Consider the following 24,975-nt stretch of genomic DNA (forward strand, 5'->3'; position numbering starts at 1 on the left):
CAGGTGACTCGGTCCGGTTCCGGAATCGCCGACATCCTGCCCCTGTCGCCGCTGCAGGAGGGCCTGCTCTTCCACGCCCTGTACGACGACGAGCAGTCCCCCGACCTCTACGCGACCCAGCAGATCCTGGAGCTGGCAGGCCCCGTCGACCCCGCGGCCGTACGCGCCGCCGGCCAGGCCCTCCTCGACCGGCACCCCAACCTGCGTGCCTGCTTCCGCCGCCGGGACGCCGGACGGCCCCTGCAGATCGTGCCCACGGACGTCGAACTCCCCTGGGCAGAAGCAGACTTGGCGGCTCTCGGGGAGAGCGAGCGTGAGAAGGAGTGGGAACGGCTGCTGGACGAGGAACGCGCCCGCCGCTTCGACCTCGCCAAGCCGCCGCTCCTGCGGTACCTGCTGGTCAGGTGGTCACCGGACCGCTACCGCCTGCTCGTCACCAACCACCACATCCTGCTGGACGGCTGGTCGAAGCAGCTGCTGGTACGGGAGTTCACCGCCCTGCACGCGGGCGAGCACCCCACCGCCCTGCCGCCCGCGCCCGCCTATCGTGACTATTTCGCCTGGCTGGGACGGCAGGACCGTACCGCTGCCGAGGCCGCCTGGCGCGACGCCCTGTCGGACGCGGACGAGCCCACCCTGCTCGCCCCAGGCACAACCGGCGCCACCACCGTCCTGCCCCGCGAACTCGTCGTCGAGCTCCCCGAGCAGCTGACCGGCGCCGGAGAGGCCACCGCCCGCTCCCTCGGGATCACCCTCAACACGCTCGTCCAGGGCGCCTGGGGTGTCCTGCTGGGCCGCCTGACCGACCGCACCGACACGGTCTTCGGGCAGACGGTGACCGTGCGCCCGCCCGAACTGCCGAACATCGCCTCCATGGTCGGGTTCTGCATCAACACCGTTCCCACCCGTGTCCGTTGGGACGAGGACGACAGCGTCATGGAACTCCTGACGGCGCTGCACCAGCGGCAGGCGGCCCTGCTCCCGCACCAGCACCTGGGACTCGCCGACATCCGGCGCTCGGCGGGAAGCAGCGGCGAACTCTTCGACACCCTGCTGGCGTTCGAGAACCACCCCGCCACGACCGGCGCCGGGGCCTCCCGGGTCACCCAGCTCACCGGCCGCGACGCCACCCACTACCCGCTCACCCTCGCCGTCCTGCCCGCCCACCGCCTCGCTCTGCGCCTGTCCTACCGGCCCGACCTGTACGACGAGAGGGGCGCCCGGCAGCTCCTGGACCGGTTCGCCGCCGTACTGGAGGCCTTCGTGGCCGATCCGACGCGGCGCGTGCGCGAGGTCGGGATCCTGCTGCCGGGGGAGCGGCAGCGGTTGCTGGGCGGGAACGGCGGCACGGCCGTCCCGTCCTCGGCCACCCTGCCCGAGCTGTTCGCGGACCGGGCGGCCCGCACCCCCGACGCCACGGCCGTGGTGCACGACGGCACCCGCCTCACCTACGCGGAACTGGACGCACGCGCCAACCGCCTGGCGCATCTGCTGGCGGCCCGCGGTGCGGGCCCGGAGCGACTGGTGGCTCTCGCGCTGCCGCGTTCGCCGGAGCTGGTGGTGGCCGTGCTGGCGGTCCTGAAGACCGGCGCCGCGTACGTGCCGATGGACCCGGAATACCCGGCGGACCGGCTCGAGTTCATGCTGGCCGACGCCGATCCGGTGCTGCTCGTCACCACTGCGGACGTGGCAGCGGGCCTGCCCCCGTGTGAGGTCCCCGTGGTCACGCCGGACGAGTCGCTGACGTGTCCCGGCACGGCACCCGAGGCGCCCGCCCTGAGCGGCGACCACCTCGCCTACGTCATCTACACCTCGGGCTCGACCGGCCGCCCGAAGGGGGTCGCGGTCCCGCACCGCAACGTCGTACGGCTCTTCTCGGCCACCCGGCACTGGTTCGACTTCGGCCCGGACGACGTGTGGACGCTGTTCCACTCCTACGCGTTCGACTTCTCGGTGTGGGAGCTGTGGGGCGCGCTGCTGCACGGCGGCACGCTCGTGGTCGTCCCGCACGCGGTGAGCCGGGACCCCGAGGAGTTCCTGCGGCTGCTGGCGCGTGAGCGCGTCACCGTGCTCAACCAGACGCCCTCGGCCTTCGGTGAACTCCTGCGCGCGGACGGCGCCCTGCCGGACGTCGGACGCGGACTCGCCCTGCGATACGTGGTCTTCGGCGGAGAGGCACTCGACTTCACCCGGGTCGCCGAGTGGTACACCCGGCATCCGCAGGACGCGCCCGTACTGGTCAACATGTACGGCATCACCGAGACGACGGTCCATGTCACGGGCCTGCCGCTGACCGAGGCCGCGGTGGCCGACCGGCCGCAGGCCAGTGGCATCGGGCACGCCATCCCCGACCTGCGCGCCCACGTCCTGGACGCCGGCCTGCGGCTGGTGCCGCCGGGCGCGACCGGCGAGCTGTACGTGGCGGGCGCGGGCCTGGCACGTGGGTACCTGCGGCGGACGGGGCTGACGGCGGGCCGTTTCGTCGCAGATCCCTTCGCTGCTGCTCCCGGTGAACGGATGTACCGCACGGGCGACTTGGTGCGGCAGTCCGCAGACGGGGCGCTGGAGTACCTGGGCCGGGCGGACGACCAGGTCAAGGTCCGGGGCTTCCGCATCGAACTCGGCGAGGTGGAGACGGCGCTCGCCGAGCACCCTGCGGTGACGCAGGCGGTCGTCCTCGTACGGGACGGGCGGCTCATCGCCTACGCCGTCGCAGGAGCCCTCGACGCGGACACGCTGCGCCGGCACGCGGCACGGACGCTGCCGGACCACATGGTTCCCTCCGCCGTGGTCGTCCTCGACCGGCTGCCACTGACCGCCAACGGCAAGCTGGACCGCGCGGCTCTGCCGGCGCCCTCCGCGCAGAGCGGGGGCCGCGCCCCGCGCACCCCGCAGGAGGAGATCCTGTGCGGGCTCTTCGCCGACGTCCTAGGCCTGGATCCGCACCGGATCGGTGCGGACGACGGCTTCTTCGACCTCGGCGGCGATTCGCTGCTCGCGATGCGACTCACCGACCGCATCAGGAGCGCGCTGGGCATCGCCCTGCCCGTCCGGGCGGTGTTCGAGGCGGCGACCCCCGCCGGGCTGGCCGTGCGGCTCGGCGAGAGCGAGGGCGGCGCCCCGCGTCCCGAACTCACGGCGCGGGAACGCGGTCACGCCCCGATTCCCCTGTCGTACGCCCAGCAGCGGCTGTGGTTCATGGGCCGCCTCGACGGCAGCAACACCTACACCGTTCCCTGGGCCCTGCGCCTCACCGGCCCCCTCGACCGTGAGGCGCTGGAGGCGGCACTCGCCGACCTCGTGACCCGCCACGAGCCGCTGCGCACCCTCCACCCCGACTTCCAGGGCATTCCGTACCAGCGGATCCTGGACCCTGAAGCGGGACGCCCGCCTCTCACCGTCGTACCGGTCACCCAGGCGGAACTCCCCGCGCTGCTCACCACCGCCGCCGGACACCGCTTCGACCTGTCCGCCGAAACGCCGCTGCGCACCACCCTGTTCACGCTCGACGACGACACCCACGTCCTCCTGCTGCTCGCCCACCACATCGCCGTCGACGGATGGTCCATGGCGCCCCTGATGCGCGACCTGGAGACCGCGTACGCGGCCCGGATCACCGGATGTGCCCCGAAGTGGCGGCCACTGCCCGTCCAGTACGCCGACTTCGCTCCCTGGCAGCGCGAACTGCTCGGCGCGGCGACAGGGACCGGCGAGAGCCTGCTGGAACGTCAGACCGCCTTCTGGCGGGAGGCGTTGGCGGGTGCTCCCGAGGAGCTGCCGCTCCCCGCCGACCGCCCCCGTCCGGCCGAGCCCAGCGGTCGCGGCGACCGCGTCGGACTCACCGTCGGCGCGGAGCTGCACACCGCACTCGCCGACCTCGCCGCCGCCTCCCGGGTCACCCTCTTCATGGTGCTCCAGGCCGGCCTCGCCGCGACGCTGAGCAGGCTCGGTTCGGGCACCGACATCACCCTCGGCACACCGGTCGCCGGACGCCCCGACAGCAGGCTGGACGACCTGGTCGGCTTCTTCGTCAACAGCCTCACGCTGCGCACCGACACCTCGGGCAACCCGACCTTCCGTGAACTCCTGGGCCGCGTCCGGGACTTCGACCTCGCCGCCTACGCCCACCAGGACGTGCCCTTCGACCTCCTCGTGGACGCCCTCAGCCCGCGGCGCACCCTCGCCCGCCATCCGCTGTTCCAGGTGGTGCTGGCCTTCACCGGTCATGCCTCGGACGCCGCCCTGTCCCTGCCGGGCCTCGGCGTCGTACGGGAGCCCGTCGAGACCGGAGCGGCGCGCTTCGACCTCTGCCTCTACCTGAGCGAGCGCCGCCACGACGACGGTACCGCGGCCGGCATCGACGGCATCGCCGAGTACAGCACCGACCTGTTCGACCCGGCCACGGTCGAGTGGCTCACACGGCGGCTCGTCCGCTTCCTGACCGCCGTCGGCGCCGACCCCGACCTGCGCGTCGAGGACGTGGACCTCCCGGAGGACGACGAACGGCGGCGGCGCGGTCAGTCGAGCGCGGCCTTCGAGGAAGTCCGCGAGGCACCGCCCGCGCCCGCTGCCGCTGGGGGACAGGAACCGGCGAACCCGGCCGAGCGCATCCTCGCCGGGCTCTTCCGTGAACTGCTCAAGCTGCCCGAAGTCCCGCTCGACGAGGACTTCTTCGCCCTCGGGGGCGACAGCATCACCTCGATCCGGCTGGTGAGCCGGGCAGCCGAGGCGGGCGTCGTGATCAGCGCCCGGGACGTCTTCAAGCACCAGACGGTGAAGGAGCTGGCGGCGGTGGCCCGTGGGCCGGTCGGCGGCACCGGCGACGGCGCGGCCGGCGCCCATGCGACCGACGGAGCGGGCCGGGTCCCGCTCACGCCCATCATGCGATGGCTGCTCGAACGCGGCGGCCCGATCGGGCGGTTCAGCCAGTCCGTCCTGCTCACGGTCCCGGCGGACGCCGATCCACCGAGGCTGACGGCCGCCCTGCAGACGGTGCTCGACCACCACGACATGCTGCGTTCCCGGCTCACCCCGACCCCGGAACTCGACGTCAGCCCGGTCGGCCGGGTCCGCGCCGCGGACCTGCTCGACCGCCGGGATGTCTCCGGTCTGTCCGCCTCGGACGCTCTCCACGCGTGCGTGGCCGAGGAGTTCGACCGGGCGGTGGGACTCCTCGATCCGGCGGCCGGGGCGATGGTCAGGGCCGTGTGGTTCGACGCCGGACCCGACCGGGCCGGGCGGCTGCTGCTGGTCGTCCACCACCTGGCCGTGGACGGAGTGTCCTGGCGCATCCTCGTACCCGACCTGAAAGCCGCCTGGGAGGCCGTCGCCGCCGGACGCAGCCCCGAACTGCCGCCCGTCGCCACGTCGTTCCGCCGCTGGTCCACGGAGCTGGGCCGACAGGCGCGTACGCCCTCACGGGTCGCCGAGGCCGAGCTGTGGCGCCGTATCGCCGACGCCCCGCGCGCCCCGCTGGGCCGACGCCCGCTCGACCCCTGCCGGGACACCGCCGCCACCAGCCGCTCGGTGCGGCTCACCCTGCCGCCCGAGACCACCGGGCCGCTGCTCACCAGCGTCCCGGCCGCCTTCCACCTCGGTGTCCAGGACGTGCTGCTCACCGGCCTCGCGCTCGCCGTCGCCGACCGGCAGGGCTCCCCGCACGTCGTGCTCGACGTCGAGGGGCACGGCCGCGAGGAGCTGACGCCCGGGCTCGAACCGTCGGGCACGGTCGGCTGGTTCACCTCCCTCTACCCGGTCCACCTGGATCTGCGGGGCGTGAACGTGGGCGAGGCGATGGCCGCGGGGCCCGCCGCCGACCTCGCCGCCACCCGGGTCGCCGAGCGGCTGCGCGAACTGCCCGACCACGGGGCCGGACACGGACTCCTGCGCCACCTCAACCCGGACACCGCACCCGAGTTGGCCAAGGCGCCCACACCGGCGATCGGCTTCAACTACCTCGGCCGGTTCAGCGCCCCCGGAACCACCGGAACCGAGCCCTGGGCCTTCGCCCCCGAGTCGTCGGCACTCGGCACCGGCTGCGATCCCGGCCTGGGCGCCGCCCATGCCCTCGACATCAACGCGGTCGTCCACGACACGGCCGGCGGACCGCGGCTGGTGGCCGACTGGTCGTGGGCCGAGGGCGTGCTGAGCGAGGCGGAGGTGCGGGCGCTTGCCGAGTCCTGGTTCGCGGTGCTCACCGCACTCGTGGGCCGGGCCGCCGGCGTCGCCGGCCTGGCGGTCGCGGGGCTGTCCCGGGACGAGCTCGACGAGTTGACGGCGGGCCTCGACTGAGCGCTCCGCGGACAGCACGGTGACGACCCGCGGGCCGGTGGGGGCTGGTCGCGCAGTTCCCCGCGCCCCGGAGCGGCGCGTACCGCCGGCCGAGCTCCCAAGACGACCCAGCAGTTCCAGCAGAGCCAGAACACAGCGAGACGAGGCGACATGACGCAGCCCGGGCCGGTCGACGTACTGCCCCTGACACCGCTCCAGGAGGGCCTGCTCTTCCATGCTCTGTACGAGCACGAGCGGGACGCCCCCGACGTGTACGTCGTGCAGCTGGTCTTCGAAATCGAAGGACTGGTGGACGCCGACCGTCTCCGGGCCTGCGTTCAGGCACTGCTGGAGCGCCACCCGAACCTGCGGGCGGCCTTCCGGCGGCGCCGCGGCGGCCAGCCCGTCCAGGTCGTCCCGCGCCGGGCGACGCTGCCGTGGGCGGAAGCCGATCTGACCGGGCGAGCCATCGGCACCGAGAAGGCGTGGACCGCACTGCTCGACGAGGACCGGGCCCTCGGGTTCGACCCGGCCACCCCTCCCCTCCTGCGCTGCACCCTGGTCCGTACCGGGGAGCACCGCCACCGGCTGCTCGTCACCCACCACCACATCCTGCTCGACGGCTGGTCGGTCTCCGTCCTCCTACGGGAACTGCTCGCCCTGTACGCCGCCGACGGCGACCCGGCCGTGCTCGCGCCCGCCCCGCCGTACCGCGCCTTCCTGGAGTGGCTGAACCGCAGGGAGCGCAGCGCCGCCGAGGCCGCCTGGCGGGACGCGCTGGCCGACGTGGCGGAACCGACCCGACTGGCCCCGGCCACCGCGCCGGGCGCCACCGAGTCGGCACAGGCCCGGACCGAGCTGCCGGCGGAGACGGGGGCCGCCCTCACGGCGTGCGCCCGGAGCCTCGGCGTGACCGTGAACACCCTCGTCCAGAGCGCCTGGGCGATCCTGCTCGGCCGCCTGACCGGCCGCGACGACGTCGTCTTCGGTGCCACCGTCTCCGGCCGCCCGCCCGAACTCCCCGGTGTCGAGTCGATGGTCGGCCTGTTCATCAACACCATCCCGACACGGGTCCGGCTGCGGCCCGAGCAGAGCCTGAGCGACCTGCTCCGCCAGGTGCAGGACGGCTACGTCGGCCTCCTCGACCACCAGCATCTCGGCCTGGCCGACATCCAGCGGGCCGTGGGCGTCCCGGAGCTCTTCGACAGCCTCGTCATCTTCGAGAACTATCCGGTGGATCCTGAGGCGGCGGGCGAGCGACGCAACGGCGACGACGGTGACGACGGCGGGCTCCGGGTCGTCGGATCCAGCGGTCGCGACGCCACCCACTACCCCGTGACCCTCGTGGCCCTCCCCGGCCCCCGGCCCCGCTTCCGGCTGGCCTACCACCCGGGACTCTTCGACGCCGGCTGGGCCGACGCCACGCTCGCCCGACTGGTGCGCATCCTTGAGGCCATCGCGGCCGACCCGGAGCTCCCGCAGGGCCGTCTGGGACTCCTGGCACCCCAGGAACTCCCGCGGCCGACGCCGCTCGCGCCGCCTGCGACCCGCACCCTCACCGACCTCTGGTCGGCCCAGGTCGCCGCCACCCCGGACGCCGACGCCGTGCTGGACCACGGCATCCCTCTCAGCTACCGCGAACTGGACGCCCGGGCCGAACAGCTGGCCGCTCGCCTCACCGCTCTCGGCGCGGGCCCGGAGCGGGTCGTCGGCATCGCTCTGCCCCGTACGGCGGAGCTGGTCGTCGCCGTCCTCGCCGTACTGAAGTCCGGTGCCGCCTATCTGCCGCTCGACCCCGCCTACCCGGCCGACCGCCTGGCGTACATCGTCGCCGACGCCTGCCCGGTCGTCGTCCTCGCCACCGAAGAGACGGCGGGAGCGCTGCCGGAGGGCACACCGCTGCTCAACCCGACAGGTGAGGTGACGGGCCGTCAAATCCCCTTGTCCCCATGCGGATTGACGCCGGACAACCTCGCCTACATCACCTACACCTCCGGCTCCACCGGCCGCCCCAAGGGTGTTCTGGCCACGCATCGCAACGCCGTCGAGTTCGTCGAGTGGACCCATGCCGAGTTCGGTGCCGAGCGGCTGGCCGAGGTGCTGTTCTCGACCTCGCTCAACTTCGACGTCTCGGTGTTCGAGATCTTCTCGCCGCTGCTGTGCGGCGGGCGTATCGAGATCGTCGAGAACCTCCTCGCGCTCACCGAGGGCACCTCCCGGGACGTGGGCCTGATCAGCGGTGTACCCACGGTCATCGCCACCGTGCTCGCCGAACGGCCGGCCGTCGCACCGCACACGGTGGCCCTCGGCGGCGAACCGATCACCGAACAGCTCCGCGCAGACATCGCGGCCGCCTTCCCCGGTGCACGGCTCGTCAACTTCTACGGGCCCACCGAGGCGACCATCTACGCCACTGCCTGGCAGTCCGGCACGGACCCGGGCGACAAGGCCGCGCCACCCATCGGCCGCCCCCTCGCCCGCAACCTCGTCCACCTCCTCGACCAGGCGCTGCACCCCGTGCCCGACGGAGCCGTCGGCGAGGTGTACGTCGCGGGCGGCGGCCCCGCCCGCGGCTACCTGGGCAGGCCGGGTCTGACGGCCGCGCGGTTCGTCGCCGATCCGTTCGGCGGACCGGGGGAGCGCATGTACCGCACGGGTGACCTGGCGGTGCGCGGCTCCGACGGGCAACTGCGCTTCCTGGGCCGGGCCGACCACCAGGTGAAGCTCCGCGGCTTCCGGATCGAACTGGGCGAGATCGAAGCCGTACTCGCCGCACACCCGGCCGTCGCCAAGGCGGCGGCAACGGTGAGGGAGGACGGGCGCGGCGAGAAACAACTGGTCGCCTACGTCGTGCCCGCCGAGGCGGCAACACGGGGAGCCGACGCCGACGGCCTCCGCGACCACCTGGCCCGGAGCCTTCCCGCCCACATGATCCCCTCGGCGTTCGTCACCCTCGAAGCACTCCCGCACACCGCCAGCGGCAAACTGGACCGCAAGGCCCTGCCCGCGCCCGACGCGCCACCCGCGGCGAAGACCGCCCCGCGCACCGGGCGGGAGGAGACCCTGCGCGCAATCTTCGCCGAGGTCCTCGGGCTCGCCCCGGCCCAGGTCGGCGTCCACGACAGCTTCCTCGATCTCGGCGGCCACTCCCTGCTGGCCCCCCGCCTGACCTCGCGCATCAGCGCCGAACTCGGAGTCGAACTGCCCCTGCGGGCCCTCTTCCACACACCGACCGTGGCGGCGCTGGCCAGACGTCCGGCCGATGCCGACCGCCCCGCAGGACTCGACCGCCCCGGAGGGTCCGGCCACTTTGGCGGCCCGGGTGCGGCCCCCGTGGGTCCCCTGCTCCCGCTGCGCACCCGAGGCGACCGCGAGCCCCTGTTCTGTCTCCCTCCGGCCTCCGGACTGTCCTGGGGATTCGCCGGCCTGGCCCGCCACCTCAACGCCGGCCGTCCGCTGTACGGCCTGCAGTCCCGTGGCCTGATCCCGGGTCAGGACCGGGCCGGCAGCCTGGCCGAGGTGGTCGCCGAGCAGACCGCCCTCATCCGTGAAGTACAGCCGCACGGCCCCTATCACCTGCTCGGCTACTCCATGGGCGGCCTCGTCGCGTACGACATCGCCGTCGGCCTTCAGGCGGCCGGAGAGCAGGTCGCACTGCTCGCGCTGCTCGACTCCTTCCCCGGGGCCTGGACCCGGCAGGGCCCCGCCCGGTCCGACCGTCCGGCGCTGCTGCGCAGCCTCCTCGCCATCCTCGGCCGGCCGGTGCCCGAGGACGACACGGAACCGCTGACCGGGAGCAGGTTCGCGGAACTCGTCCGCGGCGTGCCCGACATGCCCGGCAGCCTCGACGACGCCGAACTGGCGGCCCTGGTCGACGTGACGGCGAACAACCGGCGTCTGCTGGCGGAGTTCGCCCCCGGGCCGTACCGCGGAGACCTGCTCTTCTTCACCGCCGCACAGGATCCGGACGCGGTCCCCGGCCGGCACCGCTCCTGGCAGCCGTACGTCGAGGGCCAGGTCGACAACCACGACATCCCCTGCACACACGGAGAGATGACCCGGCCCACGTCACTGGACCGCATCGGTCCGGTGCTGGACAGCCGGCTCCGAAGGTAGTCCGAAAGCTCCGAAACCTCGGACGCGACCGCCCACCACGGAAGGAACCGTCATGACCACCAACCCCTTCGACGACGACAGCATCGAGCACCTGGTCCTGGTGAACGACGAGGGCCAGCACTCCCTGTGGCCCCGCTTCGCCGAGATCCCGGCCGGCTGGACCGTCGTCCACGGCCCTGCGAGCCGCCGGTCCTGCGTCGACCACGTCGACGAACACTGGACCGACATGCGCCCCAACAGCCTGATCAGGGCCATGGGGGACACGACCAAGCTGGTGTGCCTTCCGTATGCCGGAGCGGGTGCCTCGTTCTACCGCTCCTGGTCCGCCCTGGCCGGGGACGCGCTGGAGATCGTGCCGCTCCAACTGCCCGGCCGGGAAAGGCTGATCGACGAAGAGCCCCACCGGGACGTCCACAAGGCCGTCGACGCACTCCTGCCCCAGCTGCGGGAACGGCTCGGCAGCGGCGACCACAAGGTGGCCCTGTTCGGGCACAGCCTCGGTGCCGTGCTCGCCTACGAACTGGCGCACCGCCTGGCCGCCGAGCCCGACGTCGAGCTCGTCCACGTGTTCGTCAGCGGGTCGCCGCATCCCGGGCAGGGCCGGGAGCAGCGGGCCACCGGCCTGTCCGACGAGGAATTCCTGGCCCGCGTCGGTGAGTTCGCGGGCTACAGCCATCCCGCCCTCGACGACCCGGAAATGCGCGAGATGCTCCTGCCCACCCTGCGCGCGGACGTCGAGATGCACGAAAGCTACGTACCCGGCACAGCCCTTCCGCTGGACGCGCCCCTCACGGTCATCCGAGGCGAGGACGACACCCTGGTCGCCCACGACGAAGCCGTGTCCTGGAACAAGGCGTCCGGCCGCGACTTCGACCACGTGGAGATCCCCGGCGGCCACATGTATCTGACCGAGTCCGCACCGGCCTTGGTCCGCCTGATCGTCTCGAAGCTCAGCTAGCCGTCCCCCCTCACCCCCCCTCACCCCCCTTCACGACTCCCAGGGAGTACCCGATGCGTCTGCATGGCAAGTCGGTCCTCGTCACCGGCGCCGCCCGCGGACTCGGCAGAGCAGCCGCGGTCGCCTGTGCGGCCGAGGGCGCCGACCTCACCCTCCTGGACATCTGCGCCGACCTGCCGGGCGTGCCCTACCCGCTGGGCACTCCGGGGCAGTTGGAGCACACCGCCGCGCTGTGCCGGGACGCCGGCGCGGCCGTCCTCACCGCGGTGGCCGACATCCGTGACACCCACGGCATACGAGAGGCGGTGACCCGCGCCGAGGACCGGTTCGGCCGGATCGACGTCGCCGTCAACAACGCCGGCATCGCCGCGCCCTCGGGCAAACCGGTGCACGAGATCGAAGAGGACGAGTGGTCCCTGATGATCGACGTGGACCTCTCCGGGGCCTGGCGGGTGATCCGCGAGGTCGGCGGGGCGATGAGCACCCGGCGGGCCGGCAGCATCGTCAACGTCGCCTCCACGGCCGGACTCGTCGGCTACCGGCACTTCGCCGGTTATGTCGCCGCCAAGCATGCCGTCGTCGGCCTCACCAAGGCCGCCGCGCTCGACCTCGCGCCGACGAAGGTGCGTGTGAACGCGGTCTGCCCGGGGTCCGTGCGCGATGACGCGTGGGCCGAGGGCCGGATGCTCGCCGAGATCGCCAGGGCGCTGGAGGTGCCCGTCCACGAGCACGAGAAGACCTTCGTCGAGGCGCAGCCGATGAACGCGCTGATCGAACCCGAGGACGTCGCCGCCGCGATCGTCTTCCTGGCCTCGGACGAGTCCCGGCAGATCACCGGGTCGGTCCTGACCGTGGACGGCGGGTTCAGCATCCGCTGAGACCCCTGCCCCGGACAACGAGAACAACGAGAACAACGAGAACAACGAGAACAACAAGAACGACAAGAACGACAAGAACGACAAGGAGTACGGCCCGTGTCCGCGTTGCTGTCCGACCCCCACTTCCACGCGACCCACTGCCATGCGCTGCGCGTCCGGTCGGGCCACTCACCGGACCCCGCCCGCCGACCGGGCCTGTGGATCGAGGACGTCCCCGTACCGGCGACGGACCCCCTCGCGGAGCGCCGACGCGCCACCGAACTCGCCCGCCCCGGCCGCGATCCGCGCCAAGTCCTCCTGCGCTACGCCGACGGCCTCTGCGACCTGATCGTCGTCGCCCCGCGCGGACGCTGGGACCGCGCGGCCCTCAACCGGCTGGCAGCGGGGGAGCCCGTGGCACCGAACGACGCACGCCCGGCTCCCCAGGCCGCCCTGGCCCCGCCCGCTCCCGCGTGGGGGCTGGGCGGCGAGGGTCCGAGCGATCCCCATGTCGTCGCCCTGGACGACGGCGGGGACGAGGCGAGCTGGCTCGCGGCACTCGCCGTCACCCTGCGACGCTACGACCCCGACACCCCGCCGGTCATCGGCACCGACCGTGGCGGCTTCACAGTCGAAGAGGCCGCCACACTCGGCGAGTTGAAGCCCTCCTCGGCGACCGGCCCTGCCCTCACGGGTCTGCTCTTCATCGACACCACCGACACCACCGACATCATCGACAACACCGGCTACAGCGCCCTTTCCGGCGTGGGTGAGACCGAGTACGTGCCCTGCCTCGCACCCCCGTTCCCGCTCACCGTCTCGGTCTTCCGGGACTCGGGCGGTCCGCGGCTGCGCTGCGACCACCTGAGCAGTCACTTCTCCGCGGAGATCGCGGACCGGTTCGTACGGCACCTCGTGCACGTACACCAGCAGGTCCTGCACCGTCCGCAGACCCCGCCGGACGACGTCGAGCTTCTCGACGAGGCGGAGCGCGCCCGCACTGCGGCGCTCGGCCGCCCGCCCCGGTCCCTGACGGCCAGGCCGGCGAGCGTGCCCGGGGCGCTCGCCCGGATCGTGGCGGCCGCGCCGGAGCGCATCGCCGTGACCGACGGCGACAGCGGCCTGACCTACCGCGAACTCGACGAGCGGGCCGCCCAGTTGGTGTGCGGCCTGCGCGCACGCGGAGTCCGCGCCGGGGACCGGGTGGGCGTGTGTCTGGAGCGCTCCGCCGAACTCGTCGTCAGCCTGCTCGCCGTGCTGATGGCCGGCGCGACCTACGTGCCCGTCGACCCCGCCTACCCCGCGGAACGGCTCGCCCACACGGCACGGGACGCCGGTCTGGGCGTGGTGATCACCCGGCTCCCGGAGTTCCCCGACGTGGCGGACTGCGTGCGGGTGTCCCCGGACGAACTGGCGAAGGAGCCGGCAGGCGGGCGGCCGTCGCCGGAGAAGAACACGAGCCCTCCGCCCCCCTCACCCGATGACCCCGCCTACGTCATCTACACCTCCGGCTCCACCGGCCGGCCCAAGGGCGTCGTCGTACCGCACCGCAACGTGATCGCCCTGGTCGACGCGACCCGCGACGAGTACGGGTTCTCCGAAGCGGACGTGTGGACCTGGTTCCACTCCAGTGCCTTCGACTTCTCCGTGTGGGAGATCTGGGGCTGTCTGCTCACCGGCGGACGGCTGGTCGTGGTGCCGTACTTCGTCTCCCGTGAACCGGACCAGTTCCGCGATCTGCTCGTCGCGGAGAAGGTCACCGTCCTCAGCCAGACCCCGTCGGCCTTCGCCCAGCTCCTGGACGTCGACCACACCGACGTGTCCGTCCGGCTCGTCGTCTTCGGCGGGGAGCCCCTGGACACGCGGATGCTGCTGCCCTGGTTCGACCGGCATCCCGAGCGGTCCTGCCGGGTGGTGAACATGTTCGGCATCACGGAGACCACCGTCCATGTCACCGAGCAGACCCTCACCCGGAAACTGGCGCTCGCCGCCACCCGCTCCGTCGGGCGCGCCCTGCCCGGCTGGCACCTGTACGTGATGGACCCCGCCGGACGGCTGCTGCCGCCGGGGGCGGCGGGCGAGATATGCGTCGGGGGTGCCGGCGTCGCCCTCGGCTACCTGGGGCAGCAGGAGCTGACCGGCAGCCGGTTCGTACCGGACCCGTTCACCGGCGGCACGATGTACCGCAGCGGCGACCTCGGACGGCTGCGCCCCGACGGGCGGCTCGAACATCTCGGGCGGATCGACAGCCAGGTGAAGATCCGCGGCTTCCGGATCGAGCTCGACGAGATCCGCTCCGTTCTGCTGGAGGACCCCGACGTGCGCACCGCGGCCGTCCTGGTCCGCCGTGACGACCCCGCGGCCTCCGCCACGGCCAGGATCGACGCCTACGTGACCCTGTCGCCCGGGGGCGACCCGGCCGGGGTCCGCGAGCGGGCCGCCGGCATCCTGCCCGAGTACATGCTCCCCGCCACCGTCACCGCGCTGGACGCACTCCCGCTGACGGCCAACGGCAAACTCGACGCGGCGAAGCTCCCCGCGCCCGCCGCCCCGCGCCCACCGAAGCGGGACACCGCCCCGGCCGCTCCCGCTCCCGCCCACGACGACCTCACCGCAAGCCTGACGGAGATCTGGAGCGACGTGCTGGGCGTGCCCGTGGGCCCGGACGACGACTTCTTCGAGCTCGGCGGCAACTCCCTGTTCGCCGTCCGCATCGGAGCCGCCCTGCGTGCCCGGGGTCTGCCGTCGCCGCGGCTGCGGGAGCTGTACCGCCACCCGACCGTCCGGGGAACGGTGGCGGGTCTCAGGGCCGTGGCCGGGCAGGATCCACCCATGTGAGGCCGTCCTCCGAAGCCACCAGCCCGCCCGGCCGCACCGGCGTCTCCTCCTCCAACGGCCCGCCGAACACGCCTCGTTCCTGCAGCACCGCACCCTCCTGGAACACCTCCCGGATGGTGGCGGACTCGAAGAGAGGGTTGCGCAGGCCGTCGGAGTCCGCCAGCCGGCCCACCGCCGTCCCGAGCTCCGCGGAGGCCGTCGTCAGCCGGGCGCCCGCCTCCCCGAGCCCGCCGAAGCTCGCGTCGCCGGAGGCCAGACCGCCCACCAGTGCCACGAACGCCTCCAGTTCCGTCGCGCCCACGTTGGTGACCTTGCGGGCCTTCCAGAAGTACGAACGCTCGTCCTCGTGCATGTCGTAGAACGAGACCAGGAACTCGTGGAACAGGCTGTACTCGTGCCGGTAGCGGGCCTCGAACTCGTCGAACAGACGCCCCTCGTCCAGCGTTCCGGCGAGACCGCTGTTGATGGAGCGGGCCGCGAGCAGGGCCCCGTACGTGGCGAGGTGCACGCCGGAGGAGAGCACCGGGTCGACGAAGCACGCCGCGTCACCGGCCAGCACCATGCCGGGCCGCCACAGCCGTGGCTTCCAGTACGACCAGTCCTTGCGGACCCGGACCTGGTCGTACGGCACCTCGGTGGTCTGTGGGACCCCTTGGAGGAGGTCGCTGACCTCGGGGCACGAGCCGATCAGTCGGCGCCAGGCCGCCACCGGGTCCCGCTGTATCCCGGCCGCGTTCTCCCGGCTCACCACCGCTCCCACACTGGTCAGGTCGTCGCGCAGCGGGATGTACCAGATCCAGCCCTCGTCGAAGGCGGCGCAGAAGACGTTGCCGTCGTCGGGCTTCGGGAGCCGCCTGCCTCCGGCGAAGTAGCCGAACACCGCGATGTTGCGGAAGAAGTCGGAGTACGTCCGGCTGCCGCCGACCTCGGTGTGGATCCGGCTCCCGTTGCCGGAGGCGTCCACGACATAGTGGGCCCGGGCCTCGCGCGGCGCGCCGCCGGGGCCGCTCCAGCTGACGCCCCGCACCCGCTCCTCGTCGGCGAGCACGCCTTTGACGCGGCAGTTCTCCCGTACGTCGACGCCGACCCGGCGGGCGTTGTCCAGCAGGATCGCGTCGAACCGCGACCGCTCGACCTGGTAGGCGAACGAGGTCGGGTCGGCCAGCCGGGGGGACAGGGCGAAGGAGAACTGCCACGGATCCCGGTTGCGGCCCCACCGGAACGTCCCGCCCCGCTTCGGCTTGAAGCCCGCCCGCGCGACCTCGTCCTCGACGCCCAGGATGCGGCACACACCGTGCACGGTGGACGGCAGCAGCGACTCGCCGATCTGGTAGCGGGGAAACGTCTGCTGTTCCAGGAGCAGAACGCGGTGGCCGCGCAGGGCGACGGCGGTGGCGGCGGTGGACCCGGCCGGACCACCGCCCACGACGATCACGTCGAACTCCTCAACCGCCCCCTGCTCATCGGCGGGTCGGGCAAGCGTCACGGTGCCTCTCCAAGGGAGTCGAGCCACGCGCGGACGGCCGCCACGGTGGTCGGGGCGTGCTCCTGCATGAACGAGAAGTGGTCTCCGGGTACGTCGACCCGGGTGTGCGGCAGCGGCCAGGACGTCCGCCACCCGTCCGGGCCCGCGCTCGCCGCCATCTCGGGGGTGGGCCGGGTGACCCGCACCAGCAGGGTCGGGGTGTCGACCGGTTCGGGGTCCCAGCCCAGGAACATACGGGTGTACGCGCCCAGCGCCGCGACGCCCGCGTCCTCGTCCCCGGCGGAATCGGTGCCACCCACGCGCGGCGCGATGACCGCGGGCAGCGACAGCAGCCAGTCCTTGTCGCTGTTGCCGTCGTTGACGAGGTACGTGTCCAGCAGCACCTGCCCGACAGGGGCGGCCCCCATCGCTTCCAGCCGCCGGGTCACGGCGTGTGCCACGGCGCCCCCGGTGCTGACGCCGACGACCACGAACGGCCTGCCGCCCACATGCCGCAGCACCGACTCGGCATGCGTCAGGGCCAGGGTCTCCCGGTCGACCGGCACCGCGCCGCCCGCGCCGACGCCCGGATGCGGGAACTCCAGGACGTCCGACTCCCCCTGGAAGCAACCGTGGAAGCGGGCGAACTCCCCGCCCGGCGCGCCGAACGTCGGGTGGGTGCCGGTGAAGAACACGAGCACCGGGGCCTCGTCCCCGGCAGCGCTGGCGCGCCGCACCGGTGGGATCGCGCGTTGCCGGCTCTCGGCCGCGTCGAACGTCGGAACCGCCCAGGACGCGGTGACCAGCATCTGCATCGCGGCGACGACCTGGCCGGCCTCGCAGACCCGCCGGTAGAGCGAGGACAGGGTCTGCGCGGCCCGCGGGCCCGGTGCCCCCGTGGCGGCGGGCGCCGCCGTCGGCAGCTCGTCCTCCAGCAGACCGAGTATGTGACGGGCCAGCCCCTGCGCCGTCGGATGCTCGAACACCACGGCGGCCGAGAGCCGCAGCCGCAGCGCCATGCTCAGCCGGTTGCGGACCTGCACCGCCATCAGCGAGTCGAAGCCCAGCTCGGCGAAGGACCTGCCGGCCGGGAGCGCGTCGGCCTCCGGATATCCGAGCACCGCGGCGATGTCGGCGCTCATCAACTCGGCGAGCCTGCCCTCCCGCCGATCGGCGGGGAGAGCGGCCAGCACCTGGCGCCATGCTCCCGGCTCCCAGTCCTGCTCCGCGCCGGGCCGGGCCTTCTCGACGACAGGAGTACGAGGGCGCACCAGCCCGCGCAGGAGCGGCGGCAGTGGCCCCTGCGCGGAACGGAGGCCCGCCCGGTCCAGCACAACGGGCGCCAGCACGGGCTCACCTTCGCGCAGCGCCGCATCGAACAGGGCCAGCCCCTGCGCCGTGGACAGCGGCCGGAGTACGTCGCCTTCCCGCTGCTGTGCGCCGGCCATGCCCCCGGCGGCCTCCCAGGGCCCCCATGCCAAGGACACGGCCGGCAGCCCGAGCCGGGCGCGGTGGCAGGCCAGGGCGTCCAGGAAGGAGTTCGCCGCCGCGTAGTTGCCCTGGCCCGCGCGGCCCAGCAGTCCGGACACCGAGGAGAACAGGACGAACGCCGACAGGTCCAGGTCCCGCGTCAGCTCGTGCAGGTGCCAGGCCGCGTCCGCCTTCGGCCGCAGTACCGCGGCCATCCGCTCGGGGGTCAGCGCGGTCAGGACCCCGTCGTCCAGCACCCCGGCGGCATGTACCACGGCCGTCAGCGAGGGCGCACAGCTGTCGATCACCTCGGCGAGCGCGGCGCGGTCGGCCGCGTCGCAGGCCACGATCCGCACCTCGGCGCCCAACTCCTCCAGCGTGTCGCGCAGTTCCCCGGCGCCCGGCGCCTGGGGCCCCTGTCGCCCGGTGAGCAGCAGGTGTCGTACCCCGTACGAGGTGACGAGATGGCGGGCCAGCTCCGCACCCAGAGCGCCGGTACCGCCCGTGATCAGGACGGTACCGGTCCGGGGAAGGGCCTCTCCGGATGCGGTGCCGGTGGCGTGGACCAGGCGCGGCACGCTCAACCGACCGCATCGGATGGACAGTTGGGGCTGCCCCGTGGCCACGGCCGCCGACAGGAGCCGTAGCGACTCGGGCCGTCCGTCCACGTCGACGAGGGTGACGCGTCCGGGCACCTCGGACTGGGCCGTGCGCACCAGCCCCCACACCGCGGCACCGGCCAGGTCCGGGTCCGCTACGGTCGCGTTCCGCGTCAGCACCACCAGGCGCGAGCCCGCCGTGCGCGGGTCGTCCTGCCAGTCCTGCAGTGTGCGCAGCACCCTGGCCGTCAGCGAGTGCACGGCGGGCAGCGGGCCGGGATCCGCCGCCGGGCCGACGGCCGTGACGACGACGGTGTCCGGTTCGCGCACGGAGGAGTCCCCGACGTCGGGGACAAGCCTGCGCAGGACCAGCTCGTCCGGGCCCAGGAGCGCCCAGCGTGCTGTGATGTCCCGTTCGCCGCCGGACGGTTCGACGGGGGTCCAGGCAGGGCGCCACAAGGCCTGCCGCACCACGTCGGGTTCGGCCGTCGGGACGGGGAGCTCCCGGGTGACGAGGGAGTCCACTCGCGCCACTGGGCGGCCTGCGGGGTCGGCGAGTGTCACCGACAGCGCGTCGGCTCCGGTCGGGGCGACCCGCACACGTACCTCCGACGCGCCCGCCGCATACAGCCGCACACCGGTCCACGCGAACGGCACCCGAAGCGCCTGCGCCTCGCCGGCGGAGCCGGTCAGCAGCGGTGCGTGCAGTGCCGCATCGAGCAGTGCCGGGTGGATACCGAAGCGGTCGGCGCCCGTCAACTCACCGTCCCGCAGCCGGACTTGCGCGAACAGTGCGTCCCCGCGCCGCCACGCCGAACGTACCCCCCGGAAGGCGGGTCCGTAGGCGAGGCCGCCCTCCGCGAGAGCGTCGTAGGCGTCCGTGAGGTCGACCTCTTCGGCGCCCTGCGGGGGCCACGCCGTGAGATCCGGATCCGGTGGCGGAGTCTCCCCGATGGGCGGGCCGAGCAGACCGGTGGCGTGCCTGGTCCAGGCGGGGTCTCCGTCCACGTCGGGGCGGGCGTAGACCTCGAACGGCCGTCGGGCGGACTCGTCCGGTTCTGCTACGACGAGTTGGACGCGTACCCCCGTTTCCGGGGCGAGGGTCAGCGGGGCCACGACGACGAGTTCGTCGAGGATGCCGCAGCCGGCCTCGTGGCCCGCCTGCACGGCCAGTTCCACGAACACCGTCGCGGGGACGAGGACCGCTCCGGCGATCACATGGTCGGTGAGCCATGGGTGCGTGGCGGGGGAGAGCAGGCCGGAGAACACCGTGCGGCCGGTGTCCGGCACGGTGAACGCCGGTCCCAGCAGCGGGTGTTCGTGAACGGACGTCACGGCGGCCGGAGTGTGGGGTGCGTCCAGCCAGAAGCGGCGGCGCTGGAAGGCGTACGTCGGCAGGTCCACCCGCCGAGCCCCGCTGTCCGCGAACACCGCGGGCCAGTCGACCTGCGCCCCCCGCGCATGGAGGCGGGCCATGGCGGTCAGGAGGGTCTGCGGCTCGTGTTCGCCGCCGCGGGTGGCGGCGACGCACAACGGCCCGTCGCCCTCCGGGCCGGTCAGGCATTCCTCCGCCGCCGCCGTGAGCGCGGGGCCGGGGCCGATTTCGAGGAACCCCGAGACGCCGTTGTCCCCCAGCCGGCGCAGGGCGTCGGCGAACCGCACCGGGCGACGGGCGTGCCGTACCCAGTACTCCGGGGCACACAGCTCCCGGGCCTCGGCCGGGCGGCCCGTCACGGCCGAGACCACGGGTATCCGTGGCGGCCGGAAGGTCAACCGCTCGGCGACCCTGCGGAAGTCGTCGAGCATCGGCTCCACCAGCGGCGAGTGGAAGGCGTGGGCGACCCGCAGGCGTACGGTCCTGCGACCGCGTGCCTCGAACCCGGCCGCGACGGCGAGCACCGTCTCCCGCACACCGGAGATCACCACCGAACGCGGCCCGTTGAGGGAGGCGATCGCCACCCGGTCACCGGCGTTCTCCAGCGCCGCGAGGACTTCCTCCTCGGTCGCTTGCAGGGCCATCATCGCCCCGCCGGCGGGCAGCGCCTGCATCAACCGGCCGCGGGCCGCGACCAGTTGCGCCGCGTCGGGCAGGTCCAGCACTCCGGCGACCTGGGCCGCCGCCAGTTCCCCCACGGAGTGACCGGCCAGGAAGTCGGCCCGCACGCCCCAGGACTCCAGCAACCGGAACAGCGCCACCTCGAAGGCGAACAGTCCGGCCTGCGTGAAGTCCGTACGGTCGAGAAGGGCGGCCTCGGGTGAACCGCGCTCGGCGGACAGCACCTGGCCCAGCGGTACGTCGAGATGGCCGTCGAACTCCCGGCACACGTCGTCGAAGGCGGTGGCGAAGACGGGGAACGCGGTGCGCAACTCCGCGCCCATCCGGACGCGTTGGGATCCCTGCCCGGTGAACAGGAAGGCCGTACGCAGGCCCGGGTCCGCGACGGCCCGCATCGAGCCGATGCCGTCGCCGCCCTCGGCGAGTGCGGTGAGGACCGCCCGCATACGCGCCTGGTCGTTTACCGGCACCATCGCCCGATGGGCGAGCGCGGACCTGGACACGGCCAGGGAGAAGCCCACGTCGGCCACGGAGAGCTCGGGGTGGGCCGTCAGGTGGTCCGCGAGCCTGCGGGCCTGGGCCCGCAGGGCTGCTTCGTCGGCGCCGGAGAGCAGCCATGGCGCCGCCGCTGAGAGGGACGCGGGACGTGCAGCGATGTGCCGTTCTTCGTCTGCGGCGTCATCGTGGCCGGCCGCGCCCCGCGGCGGGGCCGCACATCGATGCGGCCCCGCGCCCCTTTGGGGCGCTGCCGTTGCCCCAGGCTCCTCCAGGATCACGTGGGCGTTGGTGCCGCCGATGCCGAAGGCCGACACACCGGCCCGGCGCGGCCCGGCGTCCGTCGCCGGCCACGCGCGGGCCTCGGCCAGCAGCCGCACCCGGCCGGCGGACCAGTCGACGTGCGGCGTGGGGGTCTGCGCATACAGGGTCCGGGGAAGTTCCTCGTGGCGCATGGCCTGCACCATCTTGATGACTCCGGCCACTCCGGCGGCCGCCTGGGTGTGACCCAGGTTGGACTTGACCGAGCCGAGCCACAGCGGCGGCCGGTCCTCGGGCCGCCCCTGGCCGTAGGTGGCCAGCAGCGCCCGCGCCTCCAGGGGGTCGCCGAGGGTGGTGCCCGTGCCGTGTGCCTCCACCGCGTCCACGTCCTGCGGGCGCAGTCCCGCATCCGCCAGCGCCCTTGTGATCAGCCGTTGTTGGGCCTGCCCGCTGGGGGCCGTCAGCCCGTTGGACGCGCCGTCGGAGTTGACCGCGGAGCCGCGCAGCACGGCCAGCACCGGATGACCGTGGCGCCGGGCGTCGGACAGCCGCTCCAGCAGCACCAGGCCCGCGCCCTCGCCCCAGGCGGTGCCGTCGGCCGCGGCCGAGAACGACTTGCAGCGGCCGTCCGGCGACAGACCGCGCTGACGGCTGAACGCGGTGAACGGCTTGGGCGTCGCCATCACCGTGACCCCGCCCGCCAGAGCAAGGGAACACTCCCCGGAGCGCAGCGCTTTCGCCGCCCAGTGCAGCGCCACCAGAGAGGAGGAGCACGCGGTGTCGACGGTGATCGAGGGCCCGCGCAGGCCGTACACGTACGAGATCCGGCCCGAGGCCACGCTGCCGGACGAGCCCAGGCCCAGATGGGCCTCCAGTTCGTGCGTGGTGAAACGGGCGGAGTAGTCGCCGTGCATCACGCCCACGAACACGCCGGTGTCGCTCTCGCGGATCGCAGCCGGGTCGATGCCGGCCCGCTCCCAGACCTCCCACGAGGTCTCCAGCAGCAGCCGCTGCTGCGGATCCATCGCCAGCGCCTCGCGCGGCGAGATACCGAACAGACCCGCGTCGAACTCCGCGGCCCGGTGCAGGAATCCGCCACGGCGCGTGTACGAGGTGCCGATCCGGTCGGGGTCGGGATCGTAGAGGGCGGCGAGGTCCCAGCCCCGGTCGGCCGGGAAGCCGGAGGTCGCGTCCCTGCCCTCCGACACCAGCCGCCACAGGTCCTCGGGGGACTCGACGTCGCCGGGCAGGCGGCAGCCCATGGCGACGATCACCACCGGATCGTCGGCGTTCATGTCCGCGGTGGAGAGCGGCAGGACCGCGGTCGCCGGGGTGAAGAGGGTGCTGTGCAGGTGCCGGGCCAGGGCGGCCGGTGTGGGCTGGTCGAAGACCAGCGTCGAGGGGAGCCGCAGCCCGGTCGCCTCGCCGAGCCGGTCGGCGAGCGTGACGGCGCCCACGGAGGTCAGGCCGAGATCGGTGAACGGGCCATCGGCGTCGAGCCGTTCGGACGGTCCGCTGTCGCAGACCGCGGCCGTCTCCGCGAGCACAGCCTCGAGCAGCGCCCGCTCCCGCCCCTCCGGCGGCAGGGACAGCAGCCGCTGCCGCAGGGCGCCCGCGGTGGGGGAGGACGGGGTCGGCCGGGCCACTCCCGTGACGACCGCGTGGCGGGCGATCTTGCCCGACGCCGTGCGTGGCACGGCCGCGATCTCGCGTATCTCGACCGGCAGTTTGTACTCGGCCAGCCGGGTACGGCACGCGTCCAGGACCTGCCGCCGGTCGAACCCTTCCGGCCCCGGGACGACATACGCGACCGGGACCTCACCGAGGACGTCGTGCGGCACACCCGCCACGACCGCGTCCCGCACTCCGGGGCAGTGCAGCAGGGCCTGTTCGATCTCCGTGGGGTGGATGTTCTCCCCGCCGCGGATGATCAGCTCGCTGACCCGGCCGGTGAGGGTGAGATGGCCGTGTGCGACGCGCCGGCCGAGGTCTCCGGTGCGGTACCAGCCGTCCCGCAGCGCGGCCTCGGTTGCTTCCGGCCGGTTGTGGTAGCCGGTCATGAGGCTCGGGCCGCGTACCCAGAGCTCGCCCTCGGCGCCGTCCACGACGTCGTCGCCGGAGCCCGGATCGACGACGCGTACCTCCATGCCCGGCACCGGCGGACCGCACGAACCGTCGACCTGCGGGCCATCCGGACGGTTCACCGCGATCATGCCGCAGGTCTCGGTGCTGCCGTAGGCGTCGAGGAGCCGCGCCCCCAGCAGGTCCTCCACCGCGCGGCGCAGGGCGGGTGCGCTCGGGGCGCCCGCCACGACGCAGGTCCGCAGACCCGGCGGGGCCGGGGACGCTTCCTCCTGGGCGGACGCCAGCAACTGGTGATAGGTGGCGGGCACCCCGGCCAGCACGGTGTAGGGGCCGCCCAGGTCTTCGCGCGGTGTGCGCAGCTCCCGCAACAGGCCGCCGGGCGGGAGGAGTTCGCCGGTGACCCGGGCGGTCGCGCCGACGGCGGTGACACCCAGCACGGCGAGGGAGTGCCCGAAGCTGTGGAACAGCGGCAGCGGCCACAGCAGCCGGTCCGCGGAGGAGAGCCCGAAGAGCGGGGCGTAACAGGCTGCCGCCGACCACAGGGCGGCACGCTGCGTGGACAGGACACCCTTGGGACGGTGCGTGGTGCCGGAGGTGTAGAGCATCCAGGCGGACTCGTCGAGCCCGAGGTCGTCCCGGGGCGGCCCGGCGGGAGAGGGCTCGGCGGCGATGGCGCCGAAGAGGACCGTGCCGTCGGGGGCGTCCTCGGGGACCGGCCCCGGGCCGGTCAGCAGGATGCGCCTACGGCGGTGTGAGGGGCCCAGGCGGTGCAGCCGGGCCAGGTGCGCGGGATCGGTGACGAGGACCGAGGCGCCGCTGTCCGCCAGGAAATGGGCGAGTTCGGCGTCGGAGGACCGGGGACTGAGCGGCACCCCGACCGCCCCCGCCCTGACGACGGCCAGCACACCCTCCACCGTCTCCACACAGTTGCCCAGGCAGATCGCGACCCGCTCGCCCCGCCCCAGGCCGGTCCGGGCGAGGTACACCGCGAGTCGCCCGGTGCGCCGCTCCAACTCCTCGTAGGTGACGGCACGCACGTCGTCGGCGAACGCCACACGAGACGGCGCCTCCCACGCGTGCGCCTTCAGCAGCTCCGGCAGCGGCCGGATCAGCCCGTCGTGCGTCATGTTCCTGCCCCTCCGGCGCGTGCTCGGCACGGCGGCCGTCAATCCCCTTGCAGGTCAATGACGTTGAGCCTACGGGGAGGAGGGCCGGGTGATCGAACATTCCGGCGGGGTGGCGCAAAGCAGGAGCCCCTTCCTCGGTGGCGGGGCTCCTTCCTCACTGCGGTCCGAAGTCCGACGGATCCCAGTCGTGGCTGCTCGGCGCCGGCGGTGCCTGGTCCTGCATCTGCTCCGCGGCCACACGGGCTTCCGCCACCACGTCACCGCGCTCACGCAGCAGGCTCTCGTACACCGGCAGGTGATCGTTTCCGGTCGGGTTGGGTATCACAGTCTGGTCCTTCTCCGTGTCGGGCTGCTCGTCCGGGCTGGTCGGTCACGGAT

At 73.4% G+C, this 24,975-nt stretch carries 8 protein-coding genes and 1 pseudogene; 6 read left to right on the forward strand and 3 right to left on the reverse strand.

Translation table 11 applies throughout. From position 1 onward, the window contains the following. The first annotated feature begins 3 nt into the window (after positions 1–3). From LJ657_RS20260 to LJ657_RS20285, 6 genes and pseudogenes are all read left to right on the forward strand, one after another. A complete protein-coding gene (locus tag LJ657_RS20260) occupies positions 4–6,291 on the forward strand; it encodes a non-ribosomal peptide synthetase (protein ID WP_232650103.1) in 6,288 nt (2,095 codons plus the stop codon). A 150-nt stretch (positions 6,292–6,441) separates the two neighbouring features. Continuing rightward, a complete protein-coding gene (locus LJ657_RS20265; RefSeq protein ID WP_232650104.1) occupies positions 6,442–10,386 on the forward strand; it encodes a non-ribosomal peptide synthetase in 3,945 nt (1,314 codons plus the stop codon). A 52-nt stretch (positions 10,387–10,438) separates the two neighbouring features. Next, a pseudogene (locus LJ657_RS20270) lies at positions 10,439–10,630 on the forward strand (MbtH family protein); the annotation flags it as partial. A 9-nt stretch (positions 10,631–10,639) separates the two neighbouring features. Continuing rightward, complete coding sequence (locus tag LJ657_RS20275; protein WP_232650185.1) at positions 10,640–11,344, forward strand: thioesterase II family protein; 705 nt, start codon at positions 10,640–10,642, stop codon at positions 11,342–11,344. Between the two features lie 53 nt (positions 11,345–11,397). Next, entirely contained in the window at positions 11,398–12,222 is an 825-nt protein-coding gene (locus tag LJ657_RS20280; RefSeq protein ID WP_232650105.1) for an SDR family oxidoreductase, read from the forward strand. A gap of 96 nt (positions 12,223–12,318) precedes the next feature. After that, positions 12,319–15,039 carry a non-ribosomal peptide synthetase gene (locus tag LJ657_RS20285; protein WP_232650107.1) on the forward strand — a complete coding sequence of 907 codons (2,721 nt, stop codon included), beginning with the start codon at positions 12,319–12,321 and terminating at the stop codon, positions 15,037–15,039. Here the strand turns inward: LJ657_RS20285 and LJ657_RS20290 are convergent. The 3 genes from LJ657_RS20290 to LJ657_RS20300 form a co-directional block, all read right to left on the reverse strand. Next, positions 15,005–16,525 carry a tryptophan 7-halogenase gene (locus LJ657_RS20290; RefSeq protein ID WP_232650109.1) on the reverse strand — a complete coding sequence of 507 codons (1,521 nt, stop codon included), beginning with the start codon at positions 16,523–16,525 and terminating at the stop codon, positions 15,005–15,007. The genes LJ657_RS20285 and LJ657_RS20290 overlap by 35 nt on opposite strands. Continuing rightward, on the reverse strand, positions 16,522–24,597 hold the full coding sequence (locus LJ657_RS20295; protein WP_232650111.1) for a type I polyketide synthase: 8,076 nt from the start codon (positions 24,595–24,597) through the stop codon (positions 16,522–16,524). The genes LJ657_RS20290 and LJ657_RS20295 overlap by 4 nt, the downstream gene beginning before the upstream one ends. 154 nt (positions 24,598–24,751) lie before the next feature. Continuing rightward, positions 24,752–24,922, reverse strand: coding sequence for a hypothetical protein (locus LJ657_RS20300; protein WP_232650112.1), 171 nt, complete (start codon positions 24,920–24,922; stop codon positions 24,752–24,754). Positions 24,923–24,975: the final 53 nt, after the last annotated feature.

This window comes from Streptomyces guryensis (assembly GCF_021261325.1).
In the GTDB taxonomy this organism is placed as follows: Bacteria; Actinomycetota; Actinomycetes; order Streptomycetales; family Streptomycetaceae; genus Streptomyces; species Streptomyces guryensis.